26 protein-coding genes and 2 riboswitches are annotated in these 26,244 nt (G+C 62.2%); of the genes, 22 read left to right on the forward strand and 4 right to left on the reverse strand.

Going from position 1 to position 26,244, the window contains the following annotated elements:
• The 21 genes from GPICK_RS01420 to GPICK_RS01520 all read left to right on the forward strand — a co-directional run bounded on the left by GPICK_RS01420 (position 1) and on the right by GPICK_RS01520 (position 21,523).
• A complete protein-coding gene (locus tag GPICK_RS01420; protein ID WP_039739882.1) occupies positions 1 to 1,155 on the forward strand; it encodes a type IV pilus twitching motility protein PilT in 1,155 nt (384 codons plus the stop codon).
• A gap of 21 nt (positions 1,156 to 1,176) precedes the next feature.
• Positions 1,177 to 1,623 carry a regulatory protein RecX gene (locus tag GPICK_RS01425; RefSeq protein WP_236685608.1) on the forward strand — a complete coding sequence of 149 codons (447 nt, stop codon included), beginning with the start codon at positions 1,177 to 1,179 and terminating at the stop codon, positions 1,621 to 1,623.
• 31 nt (positions 1,624 to 1,654) lie between these two features.
• The gene (alaS, locus tag GPICK_RS01430) at positions 1,655 to 4,291 is read left to right on the forward strand and encodes an alanine--tRNA ligase (RefSeq protein WP_039739889.1); all 2,637 of its coding nucleotides are present in this window, start codon (positions 1,655 to 1,657) and stop codon (positions 4,289 to 4,291) included.
• A gap of 29 nt (positions 4,292 to 4,320) precedes the next feature.
• Complete coding sequence (locus GPICK_RS01435; protein WP_039739892.1) at positions 4,321 to 5,445, forward strand: ATP-binding response regulator; 1,125 nt, start codon at positions 4,321 to 4,323, stop codon at positions 5,443 to 5,445.
• A 129-nt stretch (positions 5,446 to 5,574) separates the two neighbouring features.
• A complete protein-coding gene (argB, locus tag GPICK_RS01440) occupies positions 5,575 to 6,453 on the forward strand; it encodes an acetylglutamate kinase (protein ID WP_039739895.1) in 879 nt (292 codons plus the stop codon).
• An 82-nt stretch (positions 6,454 to 6,535) separates the two neighbouring features.
• The gene (locus GPICK_RS01445) at positions 6,536 to 7,735 is read left to right on the forward strand and encodes an acetylornithine transaminase (RefSeq protein WP_039739898.1); all 1,200 of its coding nucleotides are present in this window, start codon (positions 6,536 to 6,538) and stop codon (positions 7,733 to 7,735) included.
• On the forward strand, positions 7,732 to 8,643 hold the full coding sequence (gene argF, locus GPICK_RS01450; RefSeq protein WP_039739901.1) for an ornithine carbamoyltransferase: 912 nt from the start codon (positions 7,732 to 7,734) through the stop codon (positions 8,641 to 8,643). Before GPICK_RS01445 ends, argF begins: the two co-directional genes overlap by 4 nt.
• Before the next feature lie 39 nt (positions 8,644 to 8,682).
• A complete protein-coding gene (locus GPICK_RS01455; RefSeq protein ID WP_039739902.1) occupies positions 8,683 to 9,900 on the forward strand; it encodes an argininosuccinate synthase in 1,218 nt (405 codons plus the stop codon).
• Positions 9,901 to 9,967: 67 nt separating this feature from the next.
• Positions 9,968 to 10,411 (forward strand): NUDIX domain-containing protein, encoded by a 444-nt coding sequence (locus tag GPICK_RS01460; protein WP_039739904.1) that lies wholly within the window; start codon positions 9,968 to 9,970, stop codon positions 10,409 to 10,411.
• Between the two features lie 10 nt (positions 10,412 to 10,421).
• Positions 10,422 to 11,585 (forward strand): hypothetical protein, encoded by a 1,164-nt coding sequence (locus GPICK_RS01465; RefSeq protein ID WP_039739906.1) that lies wholly within the window; start codon positions 10,422 to 10,424, stop codon positions 11,583 to 11,585.
• A 20-nt stretch (positions 11,586 to 11,605) separates the two neighbouring features.
• Positions 11,606 to 12,982 (forward strand): argininosuccinate lyase, encoded by a 1,377-nt coding sequence (argH, locus tag GPICK_RS01470; protein WP_039739908.1) that lies wholly within the window; start codon positions 11,606 to 11,608, stop codon positions 12,980 to 12,982.
• Positions 12,983 to 13,001: 19 nt separating this feature from the next.
• Entirely contained in the window at positions 13,002 to 13,763 is a 762-nt protein-coding gene (lptM, locus tag GPICK_RS01475; RefSeq protein ID WP_039739909.1) for an LPS translocon maturation chaperone LptM, read from the forward strand.
• 108 nt (positions 13,764 to 13,871) lie between these two features.
• The gene (lysA, locus tag GPICK_RS01480) at positions 13,872 to 15,125 is read left to right on the forward strand and encodes a diaminopimelate decarboxylase (protein ID WP_039739910.1); all 1,254 of its coding nucleotides are present in this window, start codon (positions 13,872 to 13,874) and stop codon (positions 15,123 to 15,125) included.
• 42 nt (positions 15,126 to 15,167) lie between these two features.
• Positions 15,168 to 16,040 (forward strand): 4-hydroxy-tetrahydrodipicolinate synthase, encoded by an 873-nt coding sequence (gene dapA, locus GPICK_RS01485; RefSeq protein WP_039739911.1) that lies wholly within the window; start codon positions 15,168 to 15,170, stop codon positions 16,038 to 16,040.
• Between the two features lie 156 nt (positions 16,041 to 16,196).
• Positions 16,197 to 16,997 (forward strand): 4-hydroxy-tetrahydrodipicolinate reductase, encoded by an 801-nt coding sequence (dapB, locus tag GPICK_RS01490; RefSeq protein WP_039739912.1) that lies wholly within the window; start codon positions 16,197 to 16,199, stop codon positions 16,995 to 16,997.
• 66 nt (positions 16,998 to 17,063) lie between these two features.
• Positions 17,064 to 18,083, forward strand: coding sequence for a methionine ABC transporter ATP-binding protein (locus GPICK_RS01495; protein ID WP_039739913.1), 1,020 nt, complete (start codon positions 17,064 to 17,066; stop codon positions 18,081 to 18,083).
• A 13-nt stretch (positions 18,084 to 18,096) separates the two neighbouring features.
• Positions 18,097 to 18,732 carry a methionine ABC transporter permease gene (locus tag GPICK_RS01500; RefSeq protein ID WP_236685609.1) on the forward strand — a complete coding sequence of 212 codons (636 nt, stop codon included), beginning with the start codon at positions 18,097 to 18,099 and terminating at the stop codon, positions 18,730 to 18,732.
• 20 nt (positions 18,733 to 18,752) lie between these two features.
• Positions 18,753 to 19,559: a MetQ/NlpA family ABC transporter substrate-binding protein gene (locus GPICK_RS01505; protein ID WP_039739921.1), complete on the forward strand. Its 807-nt coding sequence runs from the start codon at positions 18,753 to 18,755 to the stop codon at positions 19,557 to 19,559.
• Positions 19,560 to 19,599: 40 nt separating this feature from the next.
• Positions 19,600 to 20,832, forward strand: a complete 1,233-nt coding sequence (locus GPICK_RS01510) for an LL-diaminopimelate aminotransferase (protein ID WP_039739924.1) — start codon at positions 19,600 to 19,602, stop codon at positions 20,830 to 20,832.
• A gap of 51 nt (positions 20,833 to 20,883) precedes the next feature.
• Positions 20,884 to 21,174, forward strand: a complete 291-nt coding sequence (locus GPICK_RS01515; protein ID WP_039739926.1) for a nucleotidyltransferase family protein — start codon at positions 20,884 to 20,886, stop codon at positions 21,172 to 21,174.
• On the forward strand, positions 21,167 to 21,523 hold the full coding sequence (locus tag GPICK_RS01520; protein ID WP_039739927.1) for a HepT-like ribonuclease domain-containing protein: 357 nt from the start codon (positions 21,167 to 21,169) through the stop codon (positions 21,521 to 21,523). The genes GPICK_RS01515 and GPICK_RS01520 overlap by 8 nt, the downstream gene beginning before the upstream one ends.
• A gap of 41 nt (positions 21,524 to 21,564) precedes the next feature.
• On the opposite strand, the gene GPICK_RS01525 is transcribed toward GPICK_RS01520, so the two are convergent.
• Complete coding sequence (locus GPICK_RS01525) at positions 21,565 to 22,410, reverse strand: hypothetical protein (RefSeq protein WP_039739929.1); 846 nt, start codon at positions 22,408 to 22,410, stop codon at positions 21,565 to 21,567.
• A gap of 58 nt (positions 22,411 to 22,468) precedes the next feature.
• Positions 22,469 to 22,545, reverse strand: a riboswitch (cyclic di-GMP riboswitch).
• Positions 22,546 to 22,684: 139 nt separating this feature from the next.
• On the opposite strand from GPICK_RS01525, the gene GPICK_RS01530 reads away from it, so the two are divergent.
• Positions 22,685 to 23,020 carry an MGMT family protein gene (locus GPICK_RS01530; protein ID WP_039739932.1) on the forward strand — a complete coding sequence of 112 codons (336 nt, stop codon included), beginning with the start codon at positions 22,685 to 22,687 and terminating at the stop codon, positions 23,018 to 23,020.
• 65 nt (positions 23,021 to 23,085) lie between these two features.
• On the opposite strand, the gene GPICK_RS01535 is transcribed toward GPICK_RS01530, so the two are convergent.
• From GPICK_RS01535 to GPICK_RS01545, 3 genes are all read right to left on the reverse strand, one after another.
• Positions 23,086 to 24,024 carry a L,D-transpeptidase family protein gene (locus tag GPICK_RS01535; RefSeq protein WP_039739934.1) on the reverse strand — a complete coding sequence of 313 codons (939 nt, stop codon included), beginning with the start codon at positions 24,022 to 24,024 and terminating at the stop codon, positions 23,086 to 23,088.
• 149 nt (positions 24,025 to 24,173) lie between these two features.
• Positions 24,174 to 24,515 carry an Lpp/OprI family alanine-zipper lipoprotein gene (locus GPICK_RS01540; RefSeq protein WP_330217059.1) on the reverse strand — a complete coding sequence of 114 codons (342 nt, stop codon included), beginning with the start codon at positions 24,513 to 24,515 and terminating at the stop codon, positions 24,174 to 24,176.
• Between the two features lie 23 nt (positions 24,516 to 24,538).
• Positions 24,539 to 25,858 carry a L,D-transpeptidase family protein gene (locus GPICK_RS01545; protein ID WP_039739936.1) on the reverse strand — a complete coding sequence of 440 codons (1,320 nt, stop codon included), beginning with the start codon at positions 25,856 to 25,858 and terminating at the stop codon, positions 24,539 to 24,541.
• A gap of 286 nt (positions 25,859 to 26,144) precedes the next feature.
• Positions 26,145 to 26,221: riboswitch (cyclic di-GMP riboswitch) on the reverse strand.
• Between the last annotated feature and the right edge of the window lie 23 nt (positions 26,222 to 26,244).

The following is a 26,244-nucleotide window of genomic DNA, read 5'->3' on the forward strand; positions in this document are numbered from 1 at the left end:
ATGGAGCTCAATGATATCCTTGCTATAGCGGTCAAGGCGAAAGCGTCCGATATCCATATCAAGACGGGGCTTCCGCCGGTGGTCCGGATCGACGGCCGGCTGCGGCCGATCCCCAACGCCCCGCGCCTTGCGCCGGACCAGGTCCGTGCCATGGCGCTTGCCATCATGAACGACCGCCAGAAGCGGATCTTCGAAGAGAACTTCGAGTGCGACACCGCCTACGGCGTGCCGGGGCTCGGCCGTTTCCGGGTGAGCGTCTACTCCCAGCGCGGCACCGTCGCCATGGTCTTTCGCTTCATCCCCTTCGGGATCCCCTCCATCGAGAACCTGACCCTCCCACCGGCCATCAAGAAGCTCGCCATGGAGGAGCGGGGGCTCATCCTCGTCACCGGCACCACGGGAAGCGGCAAGTCCACCACCCTGGCCGCCATGATCGACTACATCAACGAGCACCGCACCTGCAACATCATCACCGTCGAGGACCCGGTGGAGTTTCTCCACCGCGACAAGAAAAGCATCCTCTCCCAGCGGGAGGTGGGGTTCGACACACTCTCCTTCGCCACGGCGCTCAAGGGGGCCCTCCGCCAGGACCCCGACGTCATCCTGGTCGGCGAGATGCGGGACATGGAGACCATTGAGACCGCCATGCACGCCGCCGAGACCGGGCATCTCGTCATGTCGACGCTGCATACCCTGGACGCCACCGAGACCATCAACCGGATCATCTCCGTCTTCCCGCCGTTCCACCAGCGGCAGATCCGGATCCAGCTGGCCGGCGTCATCAAGGGGGTCATCTCCCAGCGGCTTGTGCCGCGGGCCGACGGCAAGGGGCGGGTCCCCGCCGTCGAGATCATGATCGGCACGGCCCGGGTCCGGGAGTACATTGACGACAAGGACAAGACGAAGCTCCTCCCCGAGGCCATCGCCCAGGGGGTCACCTCCTACGGAATGCAGACCTTCGACCAGTCGCTCATGCAGCTCTACACTCAGAAGCTCATCACCTACGACGAGGCGTTGCGCCAGTCCTCCAACCCGGACGATTTCGCTCTGAAGGTCTCGGGGATCTCCTCCACCTCCGACAGCACCTGGGACCAGTTCGTCCACGACGAGGAACCCCCCGCCGCGGAAGAGGGGCCCGGCATCGAAAAATATTAGATGGGCCGGGAGCGCAGCGGATTGTCCCATGCCGTTGACCTCCTCTCCCGCCGTGACCACGCCGAGGCGGAGCTCGCCCGCAAGCTGCGGCGCACGGTGGACGACGAAGAGGAGATCGCCCGGATCGTCGCCCGCCTCCGGGAGCTCGGCTATCTCGACGACCGCCGCCTCGCCGTCCGGATCGTCGAGGCGGCGCTTGCCGGCGGCCGGATGGCCGGAGCCCGGCTCCGCCTGGAGCTGCAGCGGCGGGGGATTCCCCGCGCCATCGCCGACGAGGTTCTCCACGCGGCGGCCGGCGATTACGACGAGCGGGGTGCCGTGACCGCTCTCCTTTCCCGGAAGTTCCCCCGCTTTGCGGCCGAGGGGGGCGACCCGCGGGAGAAGCGGCGGATCGTCGGCTGGCTGCAGCGCCGGGGCTTTTCCCTCTCCGCCATCCTGGAGGCCCTGCGGGAGCCCGCAGAAGATTGACACGACCAGATCACCACTGACAGAGGAACCGATGACCGGAAAAGAGATACGCGCCAGATTCCTGAAGTTTTTCGCCGACCGCGGCCATGCCGTCGTCCCGAGCTCCCCCCTCATCCCGAAGAACGACCCGACCCTCCTCTTTGCCAACGCCGGCATGAACCAGTTCAAGGACACCTTCCTCGGCCTGGAGAAGCGGGATTACGTCCGGGCCTGCTCGTCCCAGAAGTGCGTCAGGGCCGGCGGCAAGCACAACGACCTGGAGAACGTGGGGCGCACCGCCCGCCACCACACCTTCTTCGAGATGCTCGGCAACTTCTCCTTCGGCGACTACTTCAAGAAGGAAGCCATCGCCTTTGCCTGGGAATTCCTGACCAAGGAGCTGGGGCTCGACAAGGAGCGCCTCTACGTGACGGTCTACACCGACGATGACGAGGCGGCCGACATCTGGCACCGGCAGGAGGGGGTTCCCCGGGAGCGGATCTACCGCTTCGGCGAGAAGGACAACTTCTGGTCCATGGGTGACACCGGCCCCTGCGGCCCCTGCAGCGAAATCTTCTGGGACAACGGCCCCGAGGTCGGGTGCGGCAGCCCCGACTGCGCCGTGGGGTGCGACTGCGACCGCTACATGGAGATCTGGAACAACGTCTTCATGCAGTTCAACCGCTCCGCCGACGGTACCCTCACCCCCCTCCCCAAGCCTTCCGTCGACACCGGCATGGGGCTGGAGCGGATCTCCACCGTCATGCAGGGGGTGAAGTCCAACTACGACACCGACTTCCTCCAGGGGATCATCCGGCACGTGGAGCGGCTGGCGGGGAAACGCTACCGCGACAGCGACAAGGACGACGTCTCCATGCGGGTCATCGCCGACCACGCCCGGGCCACCACCTTCCTGATCTGCGACGGGGTCCTCCCCTCCAACGAGGGGCGCGGCTACGTCCTGCGCCGGATCATGCGCCGGGCCGCCCGCCACGCCAAGATGCTCGGTTTTGCCGAGCCGGTCCTCTACCGGACCGTGGACGCGGTGAACGCCATCATGGCCGATGCCTACCCCGAGCTCCTGGAGCGGGAGGAGTACATCAAAAAGGTGATCCGGGCCGAGGAGGAGCGCTTCGCCGAGACCCTCGACAATGGCCTGCGGATCCTCAACGACGAGGTGGGCTCCCTCCGGAAGGAAGGGAAAAACGTCATTCCGGGCGAGATCCTCTTCCGCCTCTACGACACCTACGGCTTTCCCACCGACCTCACCGCCGACATCGTGGAGAGCGAAGGGTTCACCATCGACGAGGCAGGGTTCGAGGCGTGCATGGAGCGCCAGCGGGAGCAGGCCCGCGAGCACTGGAAGGGGTCCGGTGAGGAGGGGATCGCCGCGGTCCACAAGGAGCTCTATCACCGCGGTCTCCGGAGCGCCTTCGTCGGCTACGACGAGAAGAGCAGCTACGGGACCATCACCGCCCTGCTCCGCGGCGGCGCCGAGGTCTCCGGGGCGAAGACGGGGGATGAGATCGAGATCATTACCGACAAGACCCCTTTCTACGGCGAGTCCGGCGGCCAGGCGGGGGATACCGGCACCATCTCCACCGGCAGTGCCCATGTGCGGGTGACCGAGACCCTCCGTCCCTATCCCGATCTGATCATCCACCGGGGGACGGTGGTGGAGGGGGCCCTGACGGCCGGCGAGGCGTGCGATCTGAAGGTGGCGGGTGCCGAGCGCGACGCCACGGCCCGCAACCACACCGCCACCCACCTCCTGCAGACGGCGCTCCGCCAGGTCCTCGGCGACCACGTGAAGCAGGCGGGCTCCCTGGTGGCGCCGGAGCGGCTCCGGTTCGACTTCACCCACTTCACCGCCCTGACCCCGGAGGAGATCCGCCGGGCGGAGGAGATCGTCAACGCCTTCATCATGGGGAACGACGAGGTCCGGGCCCGGGAGATGGCCGTCGACGAGGCGATGGAGAGCGGGGCCACGGCCCTCTTCGGCGAGAAGTACGGCGACCGGGTCCGGGTGGTGAAGGTCGGCGAGGTGAGCGCCGAGCTCTGCGGCGGGACCCACGTCCGGGCCGCCGGCGACATCGGCTTTTTCAAGGTCCTCTCCGAGGCGGGGATTGCCGCCGGGGTGCGCCGGATCGAGGCGCTGACCGGCGCGGCCGCCCTTCGCCACGTGCAGGAGTTGGAGGAGGAGCGGCGCCAGGTGGCGGCCCTCATCAAGGCCGAAGGGGGGGACAACCTCGGCCGGCTCCAGAAGCTTCTCGCCCGCCAGAAGGAGATGCAGCGTGAGCTTGAGACGCTCCAGGGGAAACTCAACGCCGCCCGGTCGGCGGACCTCCTCGCCGACATCCGGGAAGTGGGGGGGGTGAAGGTCCTGGCAGTGCAGGTGGAGATCGACGACCCGAAGAAACTGCGGGAGCTGGCCGACACCCTCAAGGACCGCGTCGGCTCCGGCGTGGTGGCCCTGGGGTGTGAGAAGGAGGGGAAGGCGAACCTCCTCGTGGCGGTGACGAAGGACCTGACGGGACGCCTCCGGGCGGGGGACCTCATTCGCCAGCTGGCGCCGGTCATCGGCGGGAGCGGTGGCGGGAAGCCCGAGCTGGCCCAGGCCGGCGGCAGCGATCCCGCCCGGCTGGCCGAGGCCCTGGAGCAGGTGTACTGCCTGGTGGGGCAGGCATAACGAACTGAACGGAAGGCTGGGGAGCTCCCATGGATGTCGTGACGAGATACCAGGCGGAACGGAGCACGAAGTCGATCCTCGTCGTGGATGACGAAGCGGTCATCCGCGACCTCTGCGCCAAGGCCCTCAAGGGGTACCAGGTACTGCAGGCGGGCGACGGCGAGGAGGCCCTGCGCCTCTTTGAAAAGGGGGGGATCGATGTGATCCTCACCGATGTCATGATGCCGAAGCTGAACGGCATCGAACTGCTGCGCCGGCTCAAGGAGCTGGAGCCGACCCTGGTGGTGATCGTCATGACCGGCTATGCCGAGAAGGAGATCATCCTCAACGCCCTCAAGGCCGACGCCGACGATTTCATCACCAAGCCCCTGAACCTTCTCCAGCTCAAGACGGCGGTGGACAAGGCCCTGGACAAGAAGGCCCTCAAGGAGGAGATCGCCAACCTCAGGAGCATGGACCGGCTCAAGAGCAACTTCCTCTCCCTCATCTCCCACAAGTTCCGCACCCCCCTCACCACCATCTCCCTCTTCCTCCAGAACCTGGCGGGGGGGATCTACGACCCCCACGACCCCGAGTCGCGCCGGAACCTGGAGCTGATCTGCGGCCAGTCCCGCTACCTGGAGTCGCTGGTGACGGAGCTCCTCGCCTTCAGCCGCTTCATGGATGCCGACGAAGGGGTCCTCCGGGAGCCGTGCGCCCTGAACGATCTGGTCCGCGGCATCGTCTGCTCCTCCCCGGAGGCGGCCGCCAAGCCGGGGGTCAAGACCGTCTTCGACCTGGATCCCCTTCCCCCCCTCTCCCTCGACCGGGAGAAGATCGCCTTCGCCATCGGCCAGGTGATCGACAATGCGTACAAGTTTTCCCGCGAAACCGGCACCGTGACCCTTTCCCTCAAGCAGGAGGGGGATGACTGCCGGCTCACCGTCACGGACACCGGCATGGGGATTCCCCGGGAGGAGCTGCCGAAGATCTTCGAGAAGTTCTACCAGGTGGACCCCGACGGGGCCGGCCAGATCCGGGGCTTCGGCCTCGGGCTCTTCTATGCCCGCGAGTTCGTCAAGCTCCACGACGGCACGATAACCGTGGAGAGCGAGCCGGGGGTCGGGACCGCTCTTTCCCTCCTCATTCCCCACGGGGCACCCGCGGCCGACTGACCTGCCTCCCCCTCGGGGGGGCGGCCGCAACCCCTCTTTCCTGTTGATTATTACCCTCTTTCTGCTATAGTTGCTCCTTTGCGAAACCAGTTCCCGCCCCTATCCCACCGTCACGGGAGGCCCAACCCGATGCAGCACCTCATCGAAAAAGCCAACACCCTGATGGAGGCGCTTCCGTACATCAGGCGCTTCTCCGGCAAGACCATCGTCATCAAGTACGGCGGACACGCCATGGCCGACGAGGCCCTGAAGGAGTCCTTCGCCCTCGACGTGATCCTCCTCAAGTCCCTCGGCATCAACGCCGTCGTCGTCCACGGCGGCGGTCCCCAGATCAACGAGACCCTCAAGCGCTACGGCATCGTCTCCGAATTCGTGAAGGGGATGCGGGTCACCGACGCCGCCACCATGCAGGTGGTGGAGATGGTCCTCACCGGCCAGGTGAACACGGAAGTGGTCGGATACCTGAACCAGCACGGCGGCCGGGCGGTGGGGCTCTCCGGAAAGGACGGAAGTCTCCTGCAGTGCGAAAAGCTCCTCCAGGAGGTGAAGCACGACGACGGCACCGTGGAGAAGGTCGATATCGGCTTCGTCGGAGACGTGGTGAAGGTGAACCAGGAGTTGATCCAGACCCTGGAGCACGGCAAGTTCATCCCGGTCATCGCCCCGGTGGGGGTGGGGGAGCACGGCGAGAGCTACAACATCAACGCCGACCTCGTGGCCGGACGGGTGGCCGGCGCACTGCGGGCCGAGAAGCTGATCCTCCTCACCGACGTGGAGGGGGTGAAGGATACCGACGGGAAGCTCCTCTCGAGCATCCCCTTCGACGACGTGCCGCGCCTCATCGACGGCAAGGTCATCACCGGCGGCATGATCCCCAAGGTGACCTGCTGCGTCGACGCCATCACCGAGGGGGTCAAGAAGGCCTCCATCATCGACGGCCGGGTGCTCCACGCGGTTCTCCTCGAAATCTTCACCGACGTCGGCGTCGGCACCGAGATCCACCGATGACGCTCCCTTTCGGCAGTCACCCCCGGTAAGAGGCCAGAAATGGAAGCGACGCGGCGCGATGCCGCGCGGGAGGATCGAGACGATGAACAGTGCGCAATGGATGGAAAAAGCTGACAAATACATCATGAAGACCTACGGCCGGTACCCACTGGTGCCGGTGCGGGGGGAAGGGTGCATCCTCTGGGACGCCGACGGGAAGCGTTACCTCGACTTCCTCGCCGGCGTGGCGGTGAACAACCTCGGCCACTGCCACCCGAAGGTGGTGGCGGCACTCCAGAAGCAGGCGGCCGAGATGATCCACTGCTCCAACTACTACCACATCCCGAACCAGATCGCCCTGGCGGAGCTCCTCTGCACTCACTCCTTCGCCGACAAGGCATTCTTCTGCAACTCGGGGGCCGAGGCGAACGAAGCGGCCATCAAGCTCGCCCGCAAGTACACCCGGGAGAAGTACGGCGATCCGGAGCGGTACGAGATCATCACCGCCCTCTCCTCCTTCCACGGCCGGACCATGGCGACCATCTCCGCCACAGGGCAGGAGAAGGTGCAGAAGTTCTTCGATCCGCTCCTCCACGGCTTCAGCTACGTCCCGTTCAACGACGCCGACGCCCTGGCGGCGGCCGTCACCCCCAAAACCTGCGCCGTGATGCTGGAGCCGATCCAGGGAGAGGGGGGGGTCGTCGTGCCGTCGGCCGACTACTTCCGCAAGGTCCGGGAGATCTGCGACCGCCACGGTCTGCTCCTCATCTTCGACGAGGTCCAGGTGGGAATCGGGCGGACCGGCCGGCTCTTCGCCCACGAGCATTTTGACGTGGTCCCCGACATTATGACCCTCGCCAAGGCCCTGGCCGGCGGCCCCCCCATCGGCGCCATGCTGGCCAAGGATGCCGTGGCCGCGTCGTTTTCCCCCGGCACCCATGGCTCCACCTTCGGGGGGAATCCCCTGGTCACCGCCGCCGGCGTTGCCGCCGTCCGGGCGGTCCTGGAGGAGGGGCTCCTGAACCGGGCGGAGGAGATGGGCGACTACCTCGTGGGGGAGCTGGAGCGGCTTAAAGAAAAGTATCCCTTCATCACCGACGTGCGGGGGATCGGCCTCATGATCGGCATGGAGCTCTCCATCCCGGCGGGGGAGATCGTCGTCAAGGGGCTGCAGCGGGGGGTCCTCCTCAACGTGGCCCAGGACCGGGTGCTCCGGTTCGTCCCCCCCCTGGTGGTGACCAAGCAGGAAGTGAACGAAATGATCGCCGTCCTCGACGGCATTCTGGAGGAGATGAAACCATGAAGCGGGATTTCCTCGCCCTCAGCCAGTACACCAAGGACGAGCTCGACGCGCTCTTCGCCCTGACGAAGGAGCTCAAGGCGAAGCAGAAGCAAGGGGTCGAGCACCACATCCTCAAGGGGAAGAGCGTGGCGCTCATCTTCGAGAAGTCGTCCACCCGGACCAGGATCTCCTTCGAGGTGGGGGTCTTCCAGCTCGGTGCCCACCCCCTCTTCATCTCCTCCGCCACCTCCCAGATGGGGCGCGGCGAGCCGATCCGCGACACCGCCCGCGTCATGTCCCGCTACTGTGACGGCGTCATGATCCGGACCTATGGCCAGGAGATCGTGGAGGAGTTCGCCCAGTACGCCACCATTCCGGTCATCAACGGCCTCACCGACCTCTTCCATCCCTGCCAGATCATGGCCGACCTCTTCACGGTCATGGAGCAGAAGGGGAGCTACGAGGGGCTGACGGTGGCGTGGGTCGGCGACGGGAACAACATGGCCAACACCTGGATCGAGGCCGCCGCCATCCTCGGCTTCGACCTGCGGCTCGCCTGTCCCAGGGGGTACGAGCCGGACAAGAATGTCATGGAATGGGCCCTTGCCCGGGCAACCTCCGCCATCACCATCACCCACGATCCGGCCGAGGCGGTGCGGGGGGCCGACGTGGTCAATACCGACGTCTGGGCGAGCATGGGGCAGGAGGCGGAGCAGAAGGTGCGGGAGAAGGCCTTTGCCGGCTTCTGCGTCGACGACGCGCTCGTCGCCCTGGCGAAGCCCGACTGCATGGTGCTCCACTGTCTCCCGGCCCACCGCGGCGAGGAGATCGCCGACAGCGTCATCGAGGGGCCCCGCTCGGCGGTCTGGGACGAGGCCGAAAACCGGCTCCATGTCCAGAAGGCCATCATGGCCACCCTCATGAAGTAACCGCAGCTACCGAACAAACCGAACCAAAAGGAGAACCACATGGCCAAGAAAGACGTGAAGAAGATCGTCCTCGCCTATTCGGGCGGTCTGGACACCTCCATCATCCTCAAGTGGCTCAAGAACGAGTACGGCTGCGAGGTCATCACCTTCTCCGCCGACCTCGGGCAGGGGGACGAGCTGGCGCCGATCCGCGACAAGGCGTTTGCCACCGGCGCCGACAAGGTCTACATCGACGACCTGAAGGAAGAGTTCGTCAAGGACTTCGTCTTCCCGATGTTCCGGGCCAATGCCATTTACGAAGGGCACTACCTCCTCGGCACCTCCATTGCCCGTCCCCTCATCGCCAAGCGCCAGATGGAGATCGCGAAGATCGAGGGCGCCGACGCCGTCTCCCACGGCGCCACCGGCAAAGGGAACGACCAGGTCCGCTTCGAGCTCGGCTACTACCACTTCGACCCCGCCATCACCGTCATCGCTCCGTGGCGGGACTGGAAGCTGAACAGCCGTCAGGCCCTGGTGAACTACGCCAAGAAGAACGGGATCCCGATCCCGGTCACCAAGAAGCGTCCCTGGTCCTCGGACCGCAACCTCCTCCACATCTCCTTCGAGGGGGGGATCCTGGAGGACACCTGGGCCGAACCCCCCGAGAACATGTTTGTCCTCACCAAGGCGCCGGAAAAGGCCCCCAACAAGCCCCAGTACGTGGAGATCGAGTTCAGAAACGGCAACGCCGTGGCCGTTGACGGCGAGAAGATGAGCCCGGCGCAACTGCTGGCCCACCTGAACTTCCTTGGCGGCGAGCATGGCATTGGCCGGGTCGACCTGCTGGAGAACCGCTCCGTAGGGATGAAGTCCCGCGGCGTCTACGAGACCCCCGGCGGCACCATCCTGCGCGAGGCCCACATGGCGGTGGAGCAGATCACCATGGACCGCGAGGTGATGCGGATCCGCGACTCCCTCATCCCCGAGTACGCCCGGCTCGTCTACGCCGGCTACTGGTTCTCCCCGGAGCGGGAGATGCTTCAGACCCTCATCGACGACTCTCAGAAGAGCGTCAACGGCGTGGCGCGCGTCAAGCTCTACAAGGGGCACTGCCGCACCGTCGGCCGCAAGTCCGAGACCGACTCCCTCTTCAACCTCGACTTCGCCACCTTCGAGAAGGACCAGGTCTACAACCAGAAGGATGCGGAAGGGTTCATCAAGATCAATTCGCTCCGTCTGCGGATCCGGTCGCTGATGCAGGCCCAGAAGAAGTAGCGGTGCACTTCTTCATTCCCGACGCGTCATCCAGGGACACGGTCCGCCGTGTCCCTTCGCTTATCGCATGACCGGCAAAACATTCAAAAAAGACCACATCGTCACCTCCGTCGTGGCGGTCATCGTCGACGGCGACGGCCAGGTGCTCCTCACCAAGCGCAACGTCCCCCCCTTCAAGGGGGAGTGGGTGATGCCGGGGGGGAAGATTGACCTGGGGGAGCCGATCGTAACGGCACTCCAGCGGGAGGTAATGGAAGAGGTGGGGCTCCAGGTGGAGGTGGAGGACCTGATCGACGTCTTCGAGCATCTGACGCCGGGGGACGACAACTACCACTTCATCATCCTCTACTACCTCTGCCATCCCCTGTACTGCGTTGTGGAGCACAACCCGAGCGAAGTGGAGGAGGCCCGCTGGGTGCCGCGGGGCGAGCTGGCTTCCTACAAGATGCCCGAGGGGACGCGGTTCATCCTCGGGAAGATCTTCCCGGAGCTCTGCAGCTGCGAGACGTGAAAAGGTTCCGATGGTCCAGATCATCGACAAAAAGGTCAATCTCGAGTTTCCCCTCGGCCACCATCTCCACTGCCTGATCGCCCAGATCCCCAACCGGCTCCGGCGTTCGGAGGTGGGGTTTGCCGTCGTGGAGCCCGACCGCCAGTGGGAACAGATCCGGTCGGTGATGGAGCTTGCCGCGGCGGGGGAGGGGAACCTCAAGAAGCTCCATTTCCTCGTCTTTCCGGAGACCTCGGTCCCCTTCGCCCGCTTCGACGAGATGCTCGCCCTCGCCGGCGAACGATGCCGCCCCAACACCGTCACCATGTTCGGCGTGGAGCACGTGAGCCTCCGAACCTACCGCGAGCTGCTGGAGCGGTTCCGCGAGGACAACGCCGAGGCGATCGAGCTGGTCGACCGCGACATCGATTCGGGCGACGTGCTGGAGATGCCGGTCAACTGGTGCTGTGTGGCGGTGAAGGAGGCGAGCGGCACCCTGCGGCTCTTCCTGGAGGCGAAGAGCCACCCCTTCAGCGGCGAGGAGTTCCCCGACAAGTTCCACGACCTCTACCGCGGGCGCCACTTCTATCTCTTCCGGAGCCGCCCCTCCTGCTTCAACTTCATGGTCCTGATCTGCCTCGACTACCTCTACCGCGACCTCTACCGCTCCAACATCAGGCAGATCATCGACCACGCGAACCAGCTCTACTTCACCACCCGGCAGGCGCTTGACACCCTCTTCGTCATCCAGTGCAATCCGAAACCGGAGCACCCGGCCTACCGCGACGTGGTCTCGGGCTTTTACGGCGAATACCTGGAGGATACCCCGGGGGTGCGGGAGACGGTCACCGTCTTCGGCAACAGCTCGGAGGAGACGCAGATCGAGGAGTTCCCCCTGGAGCACGGCTTCGGCCACTCCTCCGTCATCATCAGCCGCAACCACCGCCTCGCCCGGCTCCATCTCGCGGAGTTCTCCACCGATGACTTCGAGGGGGCGCCGGTCTGCCGGATCCGTTTCGGCGGCGGCACCCGGCTCTACTACTTCAACCTCCCCCTCCACCACGAGCTCGACCCCCGGACGAGCCGGATACCCCTCAAGGTCCACGCCATCATGCGTTGGATCCCCGAAGGGGGATGGACCCGGGTTTCCGGCGGCCAGATGAAGAGCGGTTTCGAGATCGGGCAGGAAACGTAATCAACAACCAGGAGATACCCATGGCACACGAAAAACTCTGGGGCGGCCGCTTCTCCGAGCCGACCGACAAATTCGTCGAGGAGTTCACCGCCTCCATCGACTTCGACAAGCGGCTCTACCATCAGGATATCCGGGGCTCCATCGCCCATGCCCGCATGCTCGGCAAGCAGGGGATCATCCCCATGGCGGACGTGGAGCGGATCGTCGAGGGTCTCCAGGATATCCTGAAGAAGATCGAGGGGGGGAAGTTCGACTTCTCCGTCGCCCTGGAAGATATCCACATGAACATCGAGGCGCGCCTCTCCGAGAAGATCGGCGAGGCCGGCAAGCGGCTCCATACCGGGCGCTCCCGCAATGACCAGGTGGCCGTCGACATCCGCCTCTACCTCCGGGACGAGATCGTGGAGATCTCCGCCTATCTCGATCTCCTCGTCGACTCCCTCATCTCCCAGGCGGAGAAGAACCTCGACGTCATCATGCCGGGGTACACCCACCTGCAGACCGCCCAGCCGATCCTCTTCTCCCACCACATGATGGCCTACGTGGAGATGTTCGCCCGGGACAGGGGGCGGATGGAGGACTGCCTGGGGCGGATGAACGTCCTGCCGCTGGGGGCCGGCGCCCTGGCCGGGACCACCTTCCCCATCGACCGGGAGCACGTGGCCGAGCTGCTGGACTTCCCCGAGGTGACCCGCAACTCCCTCGACTCGGTCTCCGACCGGGACTTCGCCCTGGAGTTCATCTCCGCATCGTCGATCCTCATGATGCACCTCTCCCGCTTCTCCGAGGAGCTGATCCTCTGGTCCACCAGCGAGTTCAAGTTCGTGGAGCTGACCGACTCCTTCTGCACCGGCTCCTCCATCATGCCCCAGAAGAAGAATCCGGACGTGCCGGAGCTGGTCCGCGGCAAGACCGGCCGGGTCTACGGCAACCTCATGACGCTCCTGACGGTCATGAAGTCGCTGCCGCTCGCCTACAACAAGGATATGCAGGAGGACAAGGAGCCCCTCTTCGACACCATCGACACCGTGAAGGGGAGCCTCAAGATCTTCGCGGACATGGTGCGGGAGATGCGGATCAACAGCGGCAACATGCGGGCCGCGGCCGCCAAGGGGTTCTCCACCGCCACCGACGTGGCCGACTACCTGGTCCGCAAGGGGATGCCGTTCCGCGATGCCCACGAGGTGGTGGGAAAGACCGTGGCCTACTGCATCGCCAACGGCAAGGACCTCCCCGACCTGTCCCTGGCGGAGTGGCAGGGATTCTCGGACACGATCGGCGAGGATATCTTCGGCTGCATCACCCTGGAGGCCTCGGTGAACGCCCGGGCCGCCACCGGCGGCACCGCCCTGGAGCGGGTGAAGGCGGAGATCGCGCGGGTCAAGGCGGGACGATAGGTTCCCGACGGATCGAGATATGAGAGCACTGGTTCTGACAGTGATGGTTTCCGTTCTCCTCCTCGGCGGCTGCGGCAGGAAGGGGCCCCTCGTCGCCCCCGAGGCCTTTGCGCCGGGGGCGGTGGATACCCTTTCGGTGGAGCAGAAGGAAGACCGGTTCTTCGTCTCCTGGTCGGCTCCGGCCCGGGACGCCGGGGGGCGCCCCCTGAAGGACCTGGCCGGATTCCGGCTCTACCGCCGCGAGGTGCTTCCGCCGGGCGAGGATTGCGAGGAGTGCCCCACCGCCTATCGCCTCGTGAGGGTGGTGGACCTGGACTACCTCCAGGATGTGAAGGTCTATGGCAACCGCTATTTCTTCGCCGATGCCGCCGTCACGAACGGCACGACCTACCAGTACAAGGTGATCGCCTACCGCCGGGACGGGAGCGAGAGTGCCGCATCCAACCGTGCCCGGCGGCGGAAGGTGGGGGCTCCTTCCGCCCCGCGCCTCACGGCATCCTCGACCCCCACCGGCGTGCTGCTCCAGTGGGCGCCGGCCCGGACCCCCGGCGCCGATTTCGTCGGTTACGACCTCTACCGACGGCGGGGGGACGACTTCGGCACCCTCGTCCTGCTGACCCCGACCCCGGTGAAGGAGGAGCGTTTCGAGGACCAGGGGGTGGAGCACGGCGCCGCGTACGTCTACACGGTGCGCGAGGTGGTGGGGGCCGACGGCCAGCTTGTGGAGGGGGCGGCTTCCAACGAAGCGAGGGGCTCCCGCACTGCCCCGGCGGAAGAGTGAAAGTCCGGTAAGCCGCTAATCTTTTGACTTTTTCGGGGCGGCATGTTAGAAATACCCACTTTTGTTTACGTCGAGCCGATGACACACTTTTCATAAACGGAGGAAACCATGAATCACTTCCAGTACAAGGGGAACGAGCTCTTTGCCGAGGACGTTTCGCTCAAGGAGATCGTCGCCAGGGTGGGCTCGCCGGTCTACGTCTATTCCCACGCCACCCTGACCCGGCACTTCAAGGCCTTTGACGAGGCGTTCGCCGGCGCCCCCCACACCATCTGTTACTCGGTCAAGGCCAACTCCACCCAGTCGGTCCTCAAGACCTTCATCAATCTCGGCGGCGGCGTCGACATCGTCTCCGGCGGCGAGCTCTACCGGGCCCTCAAGGCGGGCGCCGATCCGAAGAAGGTGGTCTACTCCGGCGTCGGCAAGAAGGACGACGAGATCGAGTACGCCCTGAATACCGGCATCCTCATGTTCAACGTGGAGTCGGAGCAGGAGCTGACCCGCATCTCCGAGATCGCCTCCCGCATGGGGAAGACGGCCGGCATCGCCATCCGGGTGAACCCCGACGTGGATCCCGGCACCCACCCCTACATCACCACCGGCCTCAAGAACGCCAAGTTCGGCATCACCATCGACCGGGCCATGGAAGAGTACGTGCGGGCCAAGAGCCTGCCGGGAATCGACGTCATCGGCATCGACATGCACATCGGCTCCCAGCTCACCAAGGTGAACCCCTTCGTCGACTCCATCGAGAAGCTGAAGGTGATGATCGGCAAGCTCCGCAGCCAGGGGATCGACCTTCAATACTTCGACTGCGGCGGCGGCCTCGGCATCCAGTACAACGCCGAAGAGCCCCCCCTGCCGGCCGACTACGGCAAGGAGATCGTTGCCGCCACCAAGGATCTCGGGATGCACCTGGTCTTCGAGCCGGGGCGCAACCTGGTCGGCAATGCCGGCATCCTGGTGGCCAAGACCCTCTACACCAAGGCCCGGGACGAAAAGAACTTCATCATGATCGACGCCGGCATGAACGATCTGGCCCGGCCGGCCCTCTACGACTCCTACCACGGGGTCCAGGCGGTCACCAGGGACCAGGACGGCATGATCGTCGCCGACATCGTCGGCCCCATCTGCGAGTCCGGGGACTTCCTGGTCAAGGGGCGCGAGGTGCCGATGTTCAAGCAGGGTGACCTGGTGGCCTTCCTGTCGGCCGGCGCCTACGGTTTCGCCATGAGCAGTTCCTACAACAGTCGGCCGCGGGTGGCCGAGGTGATGGTAAAGGGGGACAAGTTCGAAGTGGTCCGCGAGCGCGAGACCGTCGAAGACCTCATCAAAGGCGAGAAAGTCGCCAGCTTTCTGTAACCAACAGCCAGGATTCATATACCTCTGAAGGAGGAACTGATTATGTTCAAGGGAAGTATTGTCGCCATCGTCACCCCGTTCAGGAACGGCGCCGTGGATTTCGAGAAGCTCCGGGAGCTGGTGGAGTTCCAGATCGCCGGCGGCACCGACGCCATCGTCCCCTGCGGCACCACCGGCGAGGCATCCACGCTGGACTACGACGAGCACATGGACGTGGTGAAGACCGTCATCAACCAGGTCAACAAGCGGGTTCCGGTCATCGCCGGCACCGGCTCCAACTCCACCGCCGAGGCCATCGAGCTCTCCCAGAAGGCCAAGGAGGCCGGGGCCGACGGCGTGCTGCTGGTGACTCCGTACTACAACAAGCCGACCCAGGAAGGGCTCGTGCGCCACTACACCGCCATCGCCGCTGCCGTCGCCATCCCCCAGATCCTCTACAACGTCCCGGGGCGCACCGGGGTCAACATGCTCCCCGAGACCGTGGCGCGGCTGGCGCCGAACAAGAACATCGTCGCCATCAAGGAGGCGACCGGCTCGCTGCAGCAGGCCTCGGAGGTCATGGCGCTCTGCGGCGATCAGATCGACGTCCTCTCGGGTGACGATTTCATCACCTTCCCCATGATGGCGTGCGGCGCCAAGGGGGTCATCTCGGTGCTGGCCAACATCATGCCGAAAACGGTGGCCGATCTCACCGACGCCTTCTTCGCCGGCGACCTGGAGAAGGCCCGCCAGCTCCACCTGCAGACCCTCAAGATCGGCAATGCCATGTTCATGGAGAGCAACCCGATCCCGGTCAAGACCGCCCTTGGGCTCATGGGCAAGTGCTCCGACGAGGTGCGTCTGCCGCTCTGCCCCATGGCGGAGGGGAACAAGGCGAAGCTTGCGGCCATCATGAAAGAATACCAGCTGATTTAAATTCATAATCTGCCACAGAGACACGGAGATACAGAGAACCACAGAGAAAGACACCATCTGATTGCTTGGGTTTAACCAGATGAATTTTGATTTTTGTATTTCTCCGTGAAACCCTGTGCTTCTGTGTCTCCGTGGCGGATTTTGTGAGGTTATGCCATGATTAAAGTAGCAGTCTGCGGCGCAGCCGGCCGGATGGGCCAGCGCATCATCGTTGCCGCGAAAGAAGCGGGGTGCACGGTTTCCGGCGCGCTGGAGCGGCCGGGCCACGAGCTGGTGGGGCAGGACGCCGGGCTCATCGCCGGCTGTGGCGCCCTGGGCGTCGCCATCTCCGACGACCTCAACGCCGTAGTGGAGGGGTGCGACGTCCTCATCGACTTCACCACCCCCAAGGTGTCGCTCAAGAACCTGGAGGTCTGCGCCCTCAAGAAAAAGGCGATCGTCATCGGTTCCACCGGCTTCACCCCCGAGGAGCGGGCCCTGGCTGCAGAACTGGCGAAGGAGATCCCTGCGGTGCTGGCCCCCAACATGAGCGTCGGGGTCAACGTCTGCTTCAAGATTCTCAAGGACGTGGCAAAGACGCTGGGGGACGACTTCGACGTGGAGATCGTGGAGCTGCACCACAACAAGAAGAAGGATGCCCCCTCCGGCACCGCGGTGCGCATGGGAGAGGTGGTGGCCGAGGCCCTGGGGCGTGACTACAACAAGGTGGCCAACTTCCACCGCGAGGGAATCTGCGGCGAGCGGACCAGGGAAGAGATCGGTATGCAGACCGTGCGCGGCGGCGACATCGTCGGCGAGCACACCGTCTACTTCATCGGCATGGGTGAGCGGATCGAGATCAGCCACCGGGCCATGACCCGCGACATGTTCTCCCGCGGCTCCGTACGCGCCGCCCAGTGGGTGGTGGGGAAGCAGCCGGGCATCTACGACATGCAGGACGTGTTAGGTTTGAAATAGAGGAAAAATACCGGCATTCAGATTGTCACACACGTTCCGCTCGAAAAAGCAACTCTCACGCAGACCATGGACGCAATAAGCCCGATCATCAAAATAGAGAATTTCAACAAGACCTTTTTGCTCAACGGCGAAAAGGTCACGGTTCTGGACGACATCAATCTCGAGATCGAGAAGGGCGATATTTTCGGGATCATCGGGGAGAGCGGCGCAGGCAAAAGCACGCTGGTGCGTTGCATGAACTACCTCGAAAAGCCGACCAGCGGCAGGATTACCGTAGACGGCCAGGACCTGTCGCGCCTCACGGAAAGGGAGTTACGAGAAGCCAGACGCAGTATCTGCATGATATTCCAGCAGTTCAATCTGTTGATGCAGCGCACGGCCGAAAGAAATATCCTCTTCCCCCTCGAGATCGCCGGGGTCGGCAAGCAGGAGGCCAAGGCGCGGACCCGGGAGCTGCTGGAGCTTGTCGGGCTGTCGGATAAAGCGGACCATTATCCGTCGCAACTCTCCGGCGGCCAGAAGCAGCGCGTGGCCATAGCCAGAGCGCTGGCCGTCGACCCCACGGTGATTCTCTGCGATGAGGCGACCTCCGCCCTTGATCCTGCCACCACCCGCTCCATACTGGCCCTGCTTAAAGATATCAACAAGCGGCTCGGCATAACCATAGTCGTCGTAACGCACGAAATGAGCGTCATCGAAGAGATATGCCAGCATGTCGCCATCATCGATAAGAGCAGGATCGTCGAGGCCGGCACGGTACAGGAGATTTTTGCCCATCCCAAGACCCAGGCTGCGCAGCGGCTTGTCTATCCCGATGCCAAGATGATGGAGCGCTTTATCGGGAAAAGGTGCTGCCGCATCGTCTTCGATGGCAGCTCCTCCTCGTCTCCCACGGTCGCCAGCATGATACTGGAATGCAAGGCGCCGGTTAACATCATGTACGCCGACATGAGGGATATTGATGGCGTGGCTTTCGGGGAGCTTGTCCTGCAGCTGCCGGAGGACGAGAACCTGGCGAGCAAGGTGGTAGGGTATTTCCGGACGCACAATCTTTTTGTCGAGGAATTGGGAGATAATGCTGGATAGCTCTACCACCGTCATGATAGTCAAAGGCCTGCTGGAGACGCTCTATATGACGGTGTTTTCAACATCGGCGGCGTATCTCCTCGGCCTGCCGTTGGGCATTATTCTGGTCGTGACGGCAGAAGGGAGTATCCTGCCCCGTCCTGCCCTGAACAAGATCCTGAATGTGCTGGTAAACCTGACCAGATCCGTTCCGTTCCTGATCTTGCTGATAGCGGTCCTGCCGATAACCCGGTTCATAACGGGAACCACCATAGGCTCGACGGCCACCGTCGTGCCGCTGATTATTGCAGCCGCTCCGTTTGTGGCCCGGCTGGTGGAGTCATCCATCAAAGAGGTGGATAGGGGAATTATCGAGGCCGCCTTATCCATGGGCGCCACCCCGTTTGAGATCATTACCAAGGTGATGATACCCGAAGCAAAACCGTCGCTGATAGTCGGCAGCGCCATTGCGACGACAACGATCCTCGGCTATTCGGCCATGGCGGGCATCGTCGGTGGCGGAGGGCTCGGGGACATCGCCATCCGATACGGGTATTACCGCTATCAGAACGGCATCATGATCGCAACCGTAGTTCTGCTGATAGTGGTTGTCCAGATCTTCCAGGATATCGGCATGAAGATTTCCCAGAAGCAGGATAAGAGAAGATAAAAAACAAGGAGACAAATAACGTGAAAAAAGTCCTGTCGTTGTTGGTGATTTCGTTGATGGCGGTCGCATTGGTGACCGGATGCAAGCAGAAAAGCGCCAAGAAGATCGTGGTCGGCGCCTCTCCCGCTCCCCATGCTGAAATCCTCGGCGTTGTCGCAAAAGTGCTCAATGAAAAAGGGTATCAGCTGGAGATAAAAGAGTTTACCGATTACGTACAACCCAATCTGGCGCTGCAAAACAAGGAGCTGGATGCCAACTATTTCCAGCACAAGCCTTATCTGGATGACTTCAACAAAAACAACAAGACCAGCCTTGTATCGGCGGCAGCAATCCATTACGAGCCGCTGGGCGTCTATGCCGGCAAGACAAAGGCGCTGGCGGACATGAAAGAAGGTGCGGTCATCGCCGTGCCCAACGACACGACGAATGAGGCCCGCGCCCTGCTTCTGCTGGAAACCATGAAGCTGATCAAGCTGAAACCGGGTGCAGGCCTCAAGGCCACGGCAGCCGACATCGTCGAGAATCCGAAGCATATCCAGATAAAAGAGCTTGAAGCCGCGCAGCTTACCCGTTCGCTCCCCGATGTTGATTTTGCGGTGATCAACGGCAACTACGCCCTGCTGGCCAACCTCTCCGTTGCTGCCAACTCCCTGGCAAAGGAAGAAAAGGAGTCCCTGGCGGCGACGACCTTCGCCAACATTATCGCCGTTCGGGCAGGCGATGAAAACCGCCCGGAGACCAAGGCGCTGATTGAGGCGCTGAAGAGTGATGCGGTTAAGAAGTTTATCGAAGAGAAATACAAAGGATCCGTAATCCCGGTTTTCTGACACCGTATCTAATATTGATTTTCAAGGAGGCACCCGCAGCATGGCAAAAATCAACGACAACTACCTGAAACTGAAGGCCGGTTACCTCTTCCCCGAAATAGGCCGCCGCGTCCGCGCCTTCGCCGAGGCCAACCCGAGCGCCAAGGTGATCCGCCTCGGCATCGGCGACGTCACCCGGCCTCTGGCCCCGGCCGTCATCAAGGCGTTCCACGACGCCGTGGACGATCTCGCCACCACCGACAACTTCGCCGGCTACGGCCCGGAGCAGGGGTACGACTGGCTCATCAACGCCATCATCGAGAAGTCCTACAAGCCGCTGGGCGTGGACCTCAAGACCGACGAGATGTTCATCTCCGACGGCTCCAAGTGCGACTGCGCCAACATCCTCGACATCTTCGCCCTGGACAACGTGGTGGCCATCGGTGACCCGGTCTACCCGGTCTACAACGACACCAACGTCATGATCGGCCGGACCGGCGAGGCCGACGAGAAGGGGTACTACAAAGGGATCGTCTACATGCCGTGCAACGAGGCGAACCACTTCATCCCCTCGCTCCCCACGGAGAAGGTGGACATCATCTACCTCTGCTTCCCCAACAACCCCACCGGCACCGTGGCCACCAAGGCCGAGCTGAAGAAGTGGGTCGACTACGCCAACGCCAACGACGCCGTCATCTTCTTCGATGCCGCCTACGAGGCGTTCATTACCGATCCGGCAATCCCGCACTCCATCTACGAGATCGAAGGTGCCAAGAAGTGCGCCATCGAGTTCCGCTCCTTCTCCAAGACCGCCGGCTTCACCGGCGTCCGCTGCGGCCTCGTGGTCGTGCCGGAAGAGGTGACGGGCACCACCAGCACCGGCGAGCGGTACAGCTGCAACAAGCTCTGGCTGCGCCGCACCACCACCAAGTTCAACGGCGCCTCCTACCCGGTGCAGAAGGCCGCCGCCGCCGTCTACTCCGACGAGGGATGGAAGCAGAACAAGGAGATCATCGACTACTACATGGAGAACGCCCGTATCATCCGCGAGGGCCTCGCTGCCGCCGGCCTCACCGTCTACGGTGGGGTGAATGCCCCCTACATCTGGCTCAAGACCCCCGGCGGCATGAGCTCCTGGGACTTCTTCGACAAGCTTCTCACCGAGTGCAACGTGGTGGGGACGCCGGGGAGTGGCTTCGGCCCCAGCGGCGAAGGGTTCTTCCGGCTCTCGGCCTTCGGCCATCGCGAGAATGTGATCGAGGCGGTGGAGAGGATCAAGAAGAATTTGAAGTAGATAGACGGGGCGCTGATTGAAGCGCCCCTTTTTTTATGGTATCAATCGGCTATGGGCAAACAGGAAGTAATCGACATCATCAGAAGCAGCAAGCCGGAGATCGAGTCCCGCTACGGCGTGATGAAGCTCGGCCTGTTCGGCTCCTACGTCCGCGGGCAGCAGCGCAAGCGAAGCGATATCGACATCCTTGTCTCCTTCAGTCGCGACATAGATCTGTTCGAGTTCCTCGATCTGCGCGAGTTTCTGGAAACCCGTCTCAACCACAAGGTGGATCTGGTCATGGAATCGGCCCTGAAGCCGGCCATCGGCAGACGCATCCTGGCCGAGGTGGAGTATGTCTAAGAAAGGCCGGGAGATTACCGATTATCTCAATGACATTCTGGGCTCAATCAACGACGTTAAAGAGTTTGTGTCCGGGATGACCTATGATGCATTTGCAGCTGACAAGAAAACGGTCAATGCGGTAATAAGAAGCCTGGAAGTTCTCGGCGAAGCCACCAAGCATGTCCCCGCCTCTTTTCGCAACAGACACCCCAATATCCCATGGAACAAGATGGCAGGCATGCGGGACGTGCTCATCCACGATTACATGGGCGTTGATCTCAAGACGGTCTGGAAGGTCGCACAGGAGCGACTACCTGAGATAAAGCCGCTGGTTGAAGGTGTGGTTTCCGAGAAGGGAAATGAGTAAACTGCTCACGAAATTCCGGTGATTTCGTGAGCAGGCGGCACTCACGAGTTGATGGCGTACACCTCCGAGGCGATGGTGAGGCTCTCCTCTCCGGGCTCAAGGGGGTGGGCGCTGTGCTCGATCAGTTCGTAGAGCCGCTGGTAACGTTCCACTTCCCCATGGTGGGTCGTCTTGCGTCCGTAGTATTTTCCGGGCTGGGTGAAGACGTCGGTCACCACCTGATCGTCGTAGATGGCGAAGTTGAAGGATCCGGTGGTGTCGCGTCCGTTGATGTCGCTGGCGGCGGGGAGTTCGTCGCGGAAGGCGACCCGTACGGTAACGCGGTCTCCATGCTGCGCGAGGAGCACCTTCTGCACTTCGGGGTCGGCGAGATCGTCGCGGTTGATGACGAAGATCCGGGTTATGGCGACCTCCCGCTCCAGGGCGCGGAGATTGGCCTGATAGAAGTTGAGGAGGGTGCCGCGGGTGCCCCACCCCGGGGTCATCGGGTCCACCGCCTTGATGGAGTGGGTTGCCGCGTCCGAGAGTTTGGCCCCCTCCAGGTAAAACTCGGTGTCGTCCAGGGGGATGTACCCCTTTTCGAGCATGAGGAGCGTCCGTCGCGTCGAGGCCATCAGTTCGGTGGCCCGGGCATGGCATTCGGGGTCACAGATCCGGGCAAGGGCCGCCGGGATCTCGTGGGCCTCCCGGTACTGTTCGATGAGGGTATCCCGCGCGTTTTCCACATCCTCCCGCAGCAGCCAGGTGGCAAGGGAGAGGAGCAGGCCCACGGCAAAGGTGACGTAGGCGATCTCTTCGTGGCGGAGCACCCAGTGAAAAAAGATCGCCAGGCCGGATCCGACGAGAAATTCGATGAATACCGCCATATTGTGGATTTTCTTGTTCATGTGCATGACCTCCTGCATGGTTCCAGAAAACAAAAAAGCCGGATCGCCGAAGAAATATTTCGGCAACCCGGCTGTCTCGATGAGACCCTGTGGGCTTTCCGCCCCATCCTCACGGATGGTTTAGTATTGTCGTCTATTCTGAAACCAGTTTCTTGATTCTGTGCACAACCTTTTTACCTTTTGTCGCCTGACATGTCAAGCCGGCGGTGGAAGTTCCAAGAGGTCACGTTATGAACCTATCGTCACGCAGCAGAATCGCATAGTAGATAAAACCATGTCCAGTCCCTTGTATAACCGCATCTACACCCTTGTACGCAAAGTCCCGCCGGGGCGGGTCACCACCTACGGGCGTATCGCCCGGCAGGCTGGCTGCACGGCACGGACCGTCGGCTTTGCCATGGCCGCGCTCCCGGCCGGCCACGATGTCCCCTGGCAGCGGGTGATCAACAGCCAGGGACAGGTGAGTCCGCGCCGCAACGGTGACGGTGGTCTCATCCAGCGGCTGCTGCTGGAGGCCGAAGGGGTCCGGTTCGACTCCCGGGGGCGGGTCAATCTCCTTCGCTACGGTTGGGAATTAGAAAACGGGGGGCTCGGAGGAGACGGTAGGTAATTGAAAAGGCGAGCCGTTTGGGTCGCCTCTGCTGCGATCGAGGTGGGTGACGGATTGGCCGTCTTCTATGGCCTTATCTCGACGGTCGTCCCATTTGGCGCCACTTTTGCTATTTCCTCTATTTCCTCGTCTGTTACGGCAATACACCCTTTCGTCCAGTCAACCTCGGTGTGAGCATCGCCAACCCACGAGAAACCGTTCTTGATTCCGTGGATCATGATGTTTCCGCCCGGAGAAACACCCAGTTCTTTCGCACGCTTTCTGTCTCTTTCGTTTGGGTAGGAAATATGGAGAGAGAGGTGATAACGGCTGTCCTTGTTTCGTGAATCGATGGAGTAGGTCCCCTCCGGGGTTTTGTTATCCCCCTGCCGTTCTTTGGGACCATTCGGGTTCCCCCCCAAGGCTATCCGGTAGGTTTTGAGCACCTCACCCTTTGAGAGCAACGTCATTCGCCGCTCTTTTTTTTCTATCAGAATCCGGTCTGCCGACCCCTTCTGGGTGGCAAGAACAAAGACCTTCTGTTCGAGCTCCTTGATCTTCTTCTGCAGGGCACCAATTTCACTCACTCTGCTCTCGGCCTCGTGCGTGAGCGTCTCGATGCGTGTCTGCTGCGCAGCAATAGTCTCGTCCTTGACAGCGACATTGTTGATGTAAAATGTCATCATCTCGCTGTCCTTCCGATACCCGCTCCCCGGGTAAGCCGTTATGATTTTCTGAAAACATTCCAGGGCTTTCTGATAATCTCTCTGCCCATTCTTCGGATGGGCATAAATGATCCCCATCTCGAAGAGAACCCTGTCCCCATTCGCGGGATATTCTTCGATAATCCGCTCATATTTGCTCAGAGAGGCGCTGTAGTCTCCCCGACTGGAAAGGGCATTCGCTTCTTCGAAGCTCGACCTGGCCTGAAATCCACTGCATCCGTTCAGGAAAAGCGGCGTTATGAGGCTGCAGATAACGATTGGGAAAAGGCGCGTGCGCACCCTGCGTTGTTTTTGGGCCATATGCGTCTCCACTCCTTGGCAGAGGCATCGGGAATGTCAGCTTGATATCCCGGCAGATCGAATGTCTGAAGGGCCGGACTTACTTGCCTGAGATAGTGAAGCGGCAGGGATTGGGAACCCTGCCACTTCACTGTCCGGTGGCAGTTCGCTTACTTCCTCATCGATTTCTGGAAAGCGGCGTCTGCCCTCTTCGCCTTTTCGTCGGCGAGCTTTTCCCGTTCCTCTGCCTTCTTTGTCGCTTCATCGGCGCGGGCTGCGGCCGCATCGGCCGACGCCTTGGCAGCCTGCGCATCCTGCAATGCCTTCTCGACTTTCGCATCAATCAGGTTTTGCTGTGCCTGCACTTTCTCGAGGTCGCCGGATGTTGCACATCCCGTCAATGCCCCGAGAACAAGAATCATCGAGATCACCAGAAGTTTTGTCTTCATTTCTAATACCTCCTTTTTGTTCCGTTTATTCATTGAGATTGCCAAAGGATGGATCTTTGCCACCCATCACCTCCTTTCGGCTCGGTTTACCCTGCTCTCTTCTTGACGGGCTCAATCAAAATGCCGTCTATTTGCAGATCAATTTTCAGGCGTTTGACTGCGTCCCTGGCCTCACTGATGTCACTGAAAGGGCCGGCGATAACACGGTAGCCACTATTCTTTGACAGCACCCGTGCCGGAATTGGCGGACCCTGGTGGTTGATGATGGCGGCCATCCTCCGGGCCTCGGTTTCGTCACGCATGGTGCCAGCCAGGACATACCATGCGTCCAGCGTCAGTTCCGGTATTTCCGGTCTGCCGTACAGTCTGTCCGGGTGCTCGACTTCTATCGGTTTCGCAGCCTCTTTCCCGGTTCCTTGACCCATATCCAGGATGGGGACGGGAATCCCCCGGGCCTCGGTCTGCACGTCCTTGATTTTTTTCCAGTCAAGTGTGCGTCCCGATTTCTTTTCGATGGTTCTCAATTTCGCATATACCTTCTCCAGTTCAGTGGCGCCTGCGCCCGGCTCTTCCAGAGGGGTATGGGCCTCCATGTAGAGCACCCCATCATGCTGACCTATGAGATAGGGCTGGTTGACAATTGCAACGGCTGTATTGACGGGAGTGTCGTTGTAAAGCAGCTTCACGTTTTCCGGATAGAGCCGCATGCAGCCGTTGGTCGCTTTAAGTCCGATACTGGCCGGCTTGTTGGTGCCATGGATCAGATAACCCGCTTTGCTCAGATAGAGCGCGTATTCTCCCAGGGGATTCTGCGGCCCCGGCGGAACATCCGCGGGGAGGGGGTCCCCTTTTTTTCGATGGTCCTCGGAAATTGAAGCGGGCACATGCCAGGTCGGCTGGGCAGCCTTGCGCGCCACGCGCATTTGCCCTGTGGGGGTGGGGCGCTCTCTGGTTCCGACCCCGACCGGGTAGGTCGCGACCACCGGGGGCGTGCCATTTTCTTTGAACTGAAAGAGCCTCATGGTGGCCAGATTGACCACGATCCCCTTCCGGGGGGCGTCCGGCAGGATAAAGCTCAGGGGTAACATGACCCGCGCTCCGCTCTCGGGTACCCATACATCAACCCCCGGATTGGCGGCACTGACCGCATTGATCCCCAGCCCGAAGTGCCGGGCGATATCCGGAAGCGTATCTCCCTTTTCGAGCCTGATGACCACCAGCCGGCCGATGACGTCATCGCCTGATTCAACCGGAAACTGATTCCGTTCGATCTCCCTCTCGGGATGGACCGGGGAAAACCACGCACCTTTTGTGGCAGCACAGCCGTTGAGAGCCAGGATGGCCATGGCGAGAGTCATGAGACAAAGCCAATTGGATGGGAGCGACAGGTCGACGATTCGGCGCATGGGTTAATCAGGTACCTTTCTGGGTCGTAAAAATAAAAAAGCCGGGGCCGAATATCGCGTGATATTTCGGCCCCGGCTGTCTCGGTGAGACCCTGTAGGCTTTCCGCCCCACCCTCGCGGATGGTTGAGTATTATCGTTTACCACCAAGCTGTTGTAATGCCGTTTTCCGTCTCCGACGTGACCCGGCATGATAATACGGCGCCCGTCAAAGGCGCACTCCGTGCTGATGCGACCTCCATGTACGCTTTGGCAACAAAAAAGCCGGGGCCGAATATCGTGTGATATTTCGGCAACCCGGCTGTCTCGGTGAGACCCTGTAGGCTTTCCGCCCCACCCTCGCGGGTGGTTGAGTATTGTCGTCTATCTCGCAAACAATTTTTCGCAG

It is taken from the genome of Geobacter pickeringii (genome assembly GCF_000817955.1).
Lineage (GTDB): Bacteria > Desulfobacterota > Desulfuromonadia > Geobacterales > Geobacteraceae > Geobacter > Geobacter pickeringii.

Coding starts and splice junctions, on each gene's coding strand:
- alaS (WP_039739889.1), top strand. CDS start 1,655: ATGACCGGAAAAGAGATACGCGCCAGATTCCTGAAGTTTTTCGCCGAC.
- GPICK_RS01530 (WP_039739932.1), top strand. CDS start 22,685: ATGTCCAGTCCCTTGTATAACCGCATCTACACCCTTGTACGCAAAGTC.
- GPICK_RS01520 (WP_039739927.1), top strand. CDS start 21,167: ATGTCTAAGAAAGGCCGGGAGATTACCGATTATCTCAATGACATTCTG.
- GPICK_RS01460 (WP_039739904.1), top strand. CDS start 9,968: ATGACCGGCAAAACATTCAAAAAAGACCACATCGTCACCTCCGTCGTG.
- GPICK_RS01535 (WP_039739934.1), bottom strand. CDS start 24,024: ATGGCCCAAAAACAACGCAGGGTGCGCACGCGCCTTTTCCCAATCGTT.
- argH (WP_039739908.1), top strand. CDS start 11,606: ATGGCACACGAAAAACTCTGGGGCGGCCGCTTCTCCGAGCCGACCGAC.
- GPICK_RS01495 (WP_039739913.1), top strand. CDS start 17,064: ATGGACGCAATAAGCCCGATCATCAAAATAGAGAATTTCAACAAGACC.
- GPICK_RS01455 (WP_039739902.1), top strand. CDS start 8,683: ATGGCCAAGAAAGACGTGAAGAAGATCGTCCTCGCCTATTCGGGCGGT.
- GPICK_RS01525 (WP_039739929.1), bottom strand. CDS start 22,410: ATGAACAAGAAAATCCACAATATGGCGGTATTCATCGAATTTCTCGTC.
- lysA (WP_039739910.1), top strand. CDS start 13,872: ATGAATCACTTCCAGTACAAGGGGAACGAGCTCTTTGCCGAGGACGTT.
- GPICK_RS01545 (WP_039739936.1), bottom strand. CDS start 25,858: ATGCGCCGAATCGTCGACCTGTCGCTCCCATCCAATTGGCTTTGTCTC.
- GPICK_RS01515 (WP_039739926.1), top strand. CDS start 20,884: ATGGGCAAACAGGAAGTAATCGACATCATCAGAAGCAGCAAGCCGGAG.
- GPICK_RS01500 (WP_236685609.1), top strand. CDS start 18,097: ATGATAGTCAAAGGCCTGCTGGAGACGCTCTATATGACGGTGTTTTCA.
- GPICK_RS01420 (WP_039739882.1), top strand. CDS start 1: ATGGAGCTCAATGATATCCTTGCTATAGCGGTCAAGGCGAAAGCGTCC.
- GPICK_RS01445 (WP_039739898.1), top strand. CDS start 6,536: ATGAACAGTGCGCAATGGATGGAAAAAGCTGACAAATACATCATGAAG.
- argB (WP_039739895.1), top strand. CDS start 5,575: ATGCAGCACCTCATCGAAAAAGCCAACACCCTGATGGAGGCGCTTCCG.
- lptM (WP_039739909.1), top strand. CDS start 13,002: ATGAGAGCACTGGTTCTGACAGTGATGGTTTCCGTTCTCCTCCTCGGC.
- GPICK_RS01435 (WP_039739892.1), top strand. CDS start 4,321: ATGGATGTCGTGACGAGATACCAGGCGGAACGGAGCACGAAGTCGATC.
- GPICK_RS01465 (WP_039739906.1), top strand. CDS start 10,422: ATGGTCCAGATCATCGACAAAAAGGTCAATCTCGAGTTTCCCCTCGGC.
- dapA (WP_039739911.1), top strand. CDS start 15,168: ATGTTCAAGGGAAGTATTGTCGCCATCGTCACCCCGTTCAGGAACGGC.
- dapB (WP_039739912.1), top strand. CDS start 16,197: ATGATTAAAGTAGCAGTCTGCGGCGCAGCCGGCCGGATGGGCCAGCGC.
- GPICK_RS01510 (WP_039739924.1), top strand. CDS start 19,600: ATGGCAAAAATCAACGACAACTACCTGAAACTGAAGGCCGGTTACCTC.
- argF (WP_039739901.1), top strand. CDS start 7,732: ATGAAGCGGGATTTCCTCGCCCTCAGCCAGTACACCAAGGACGAGCTC.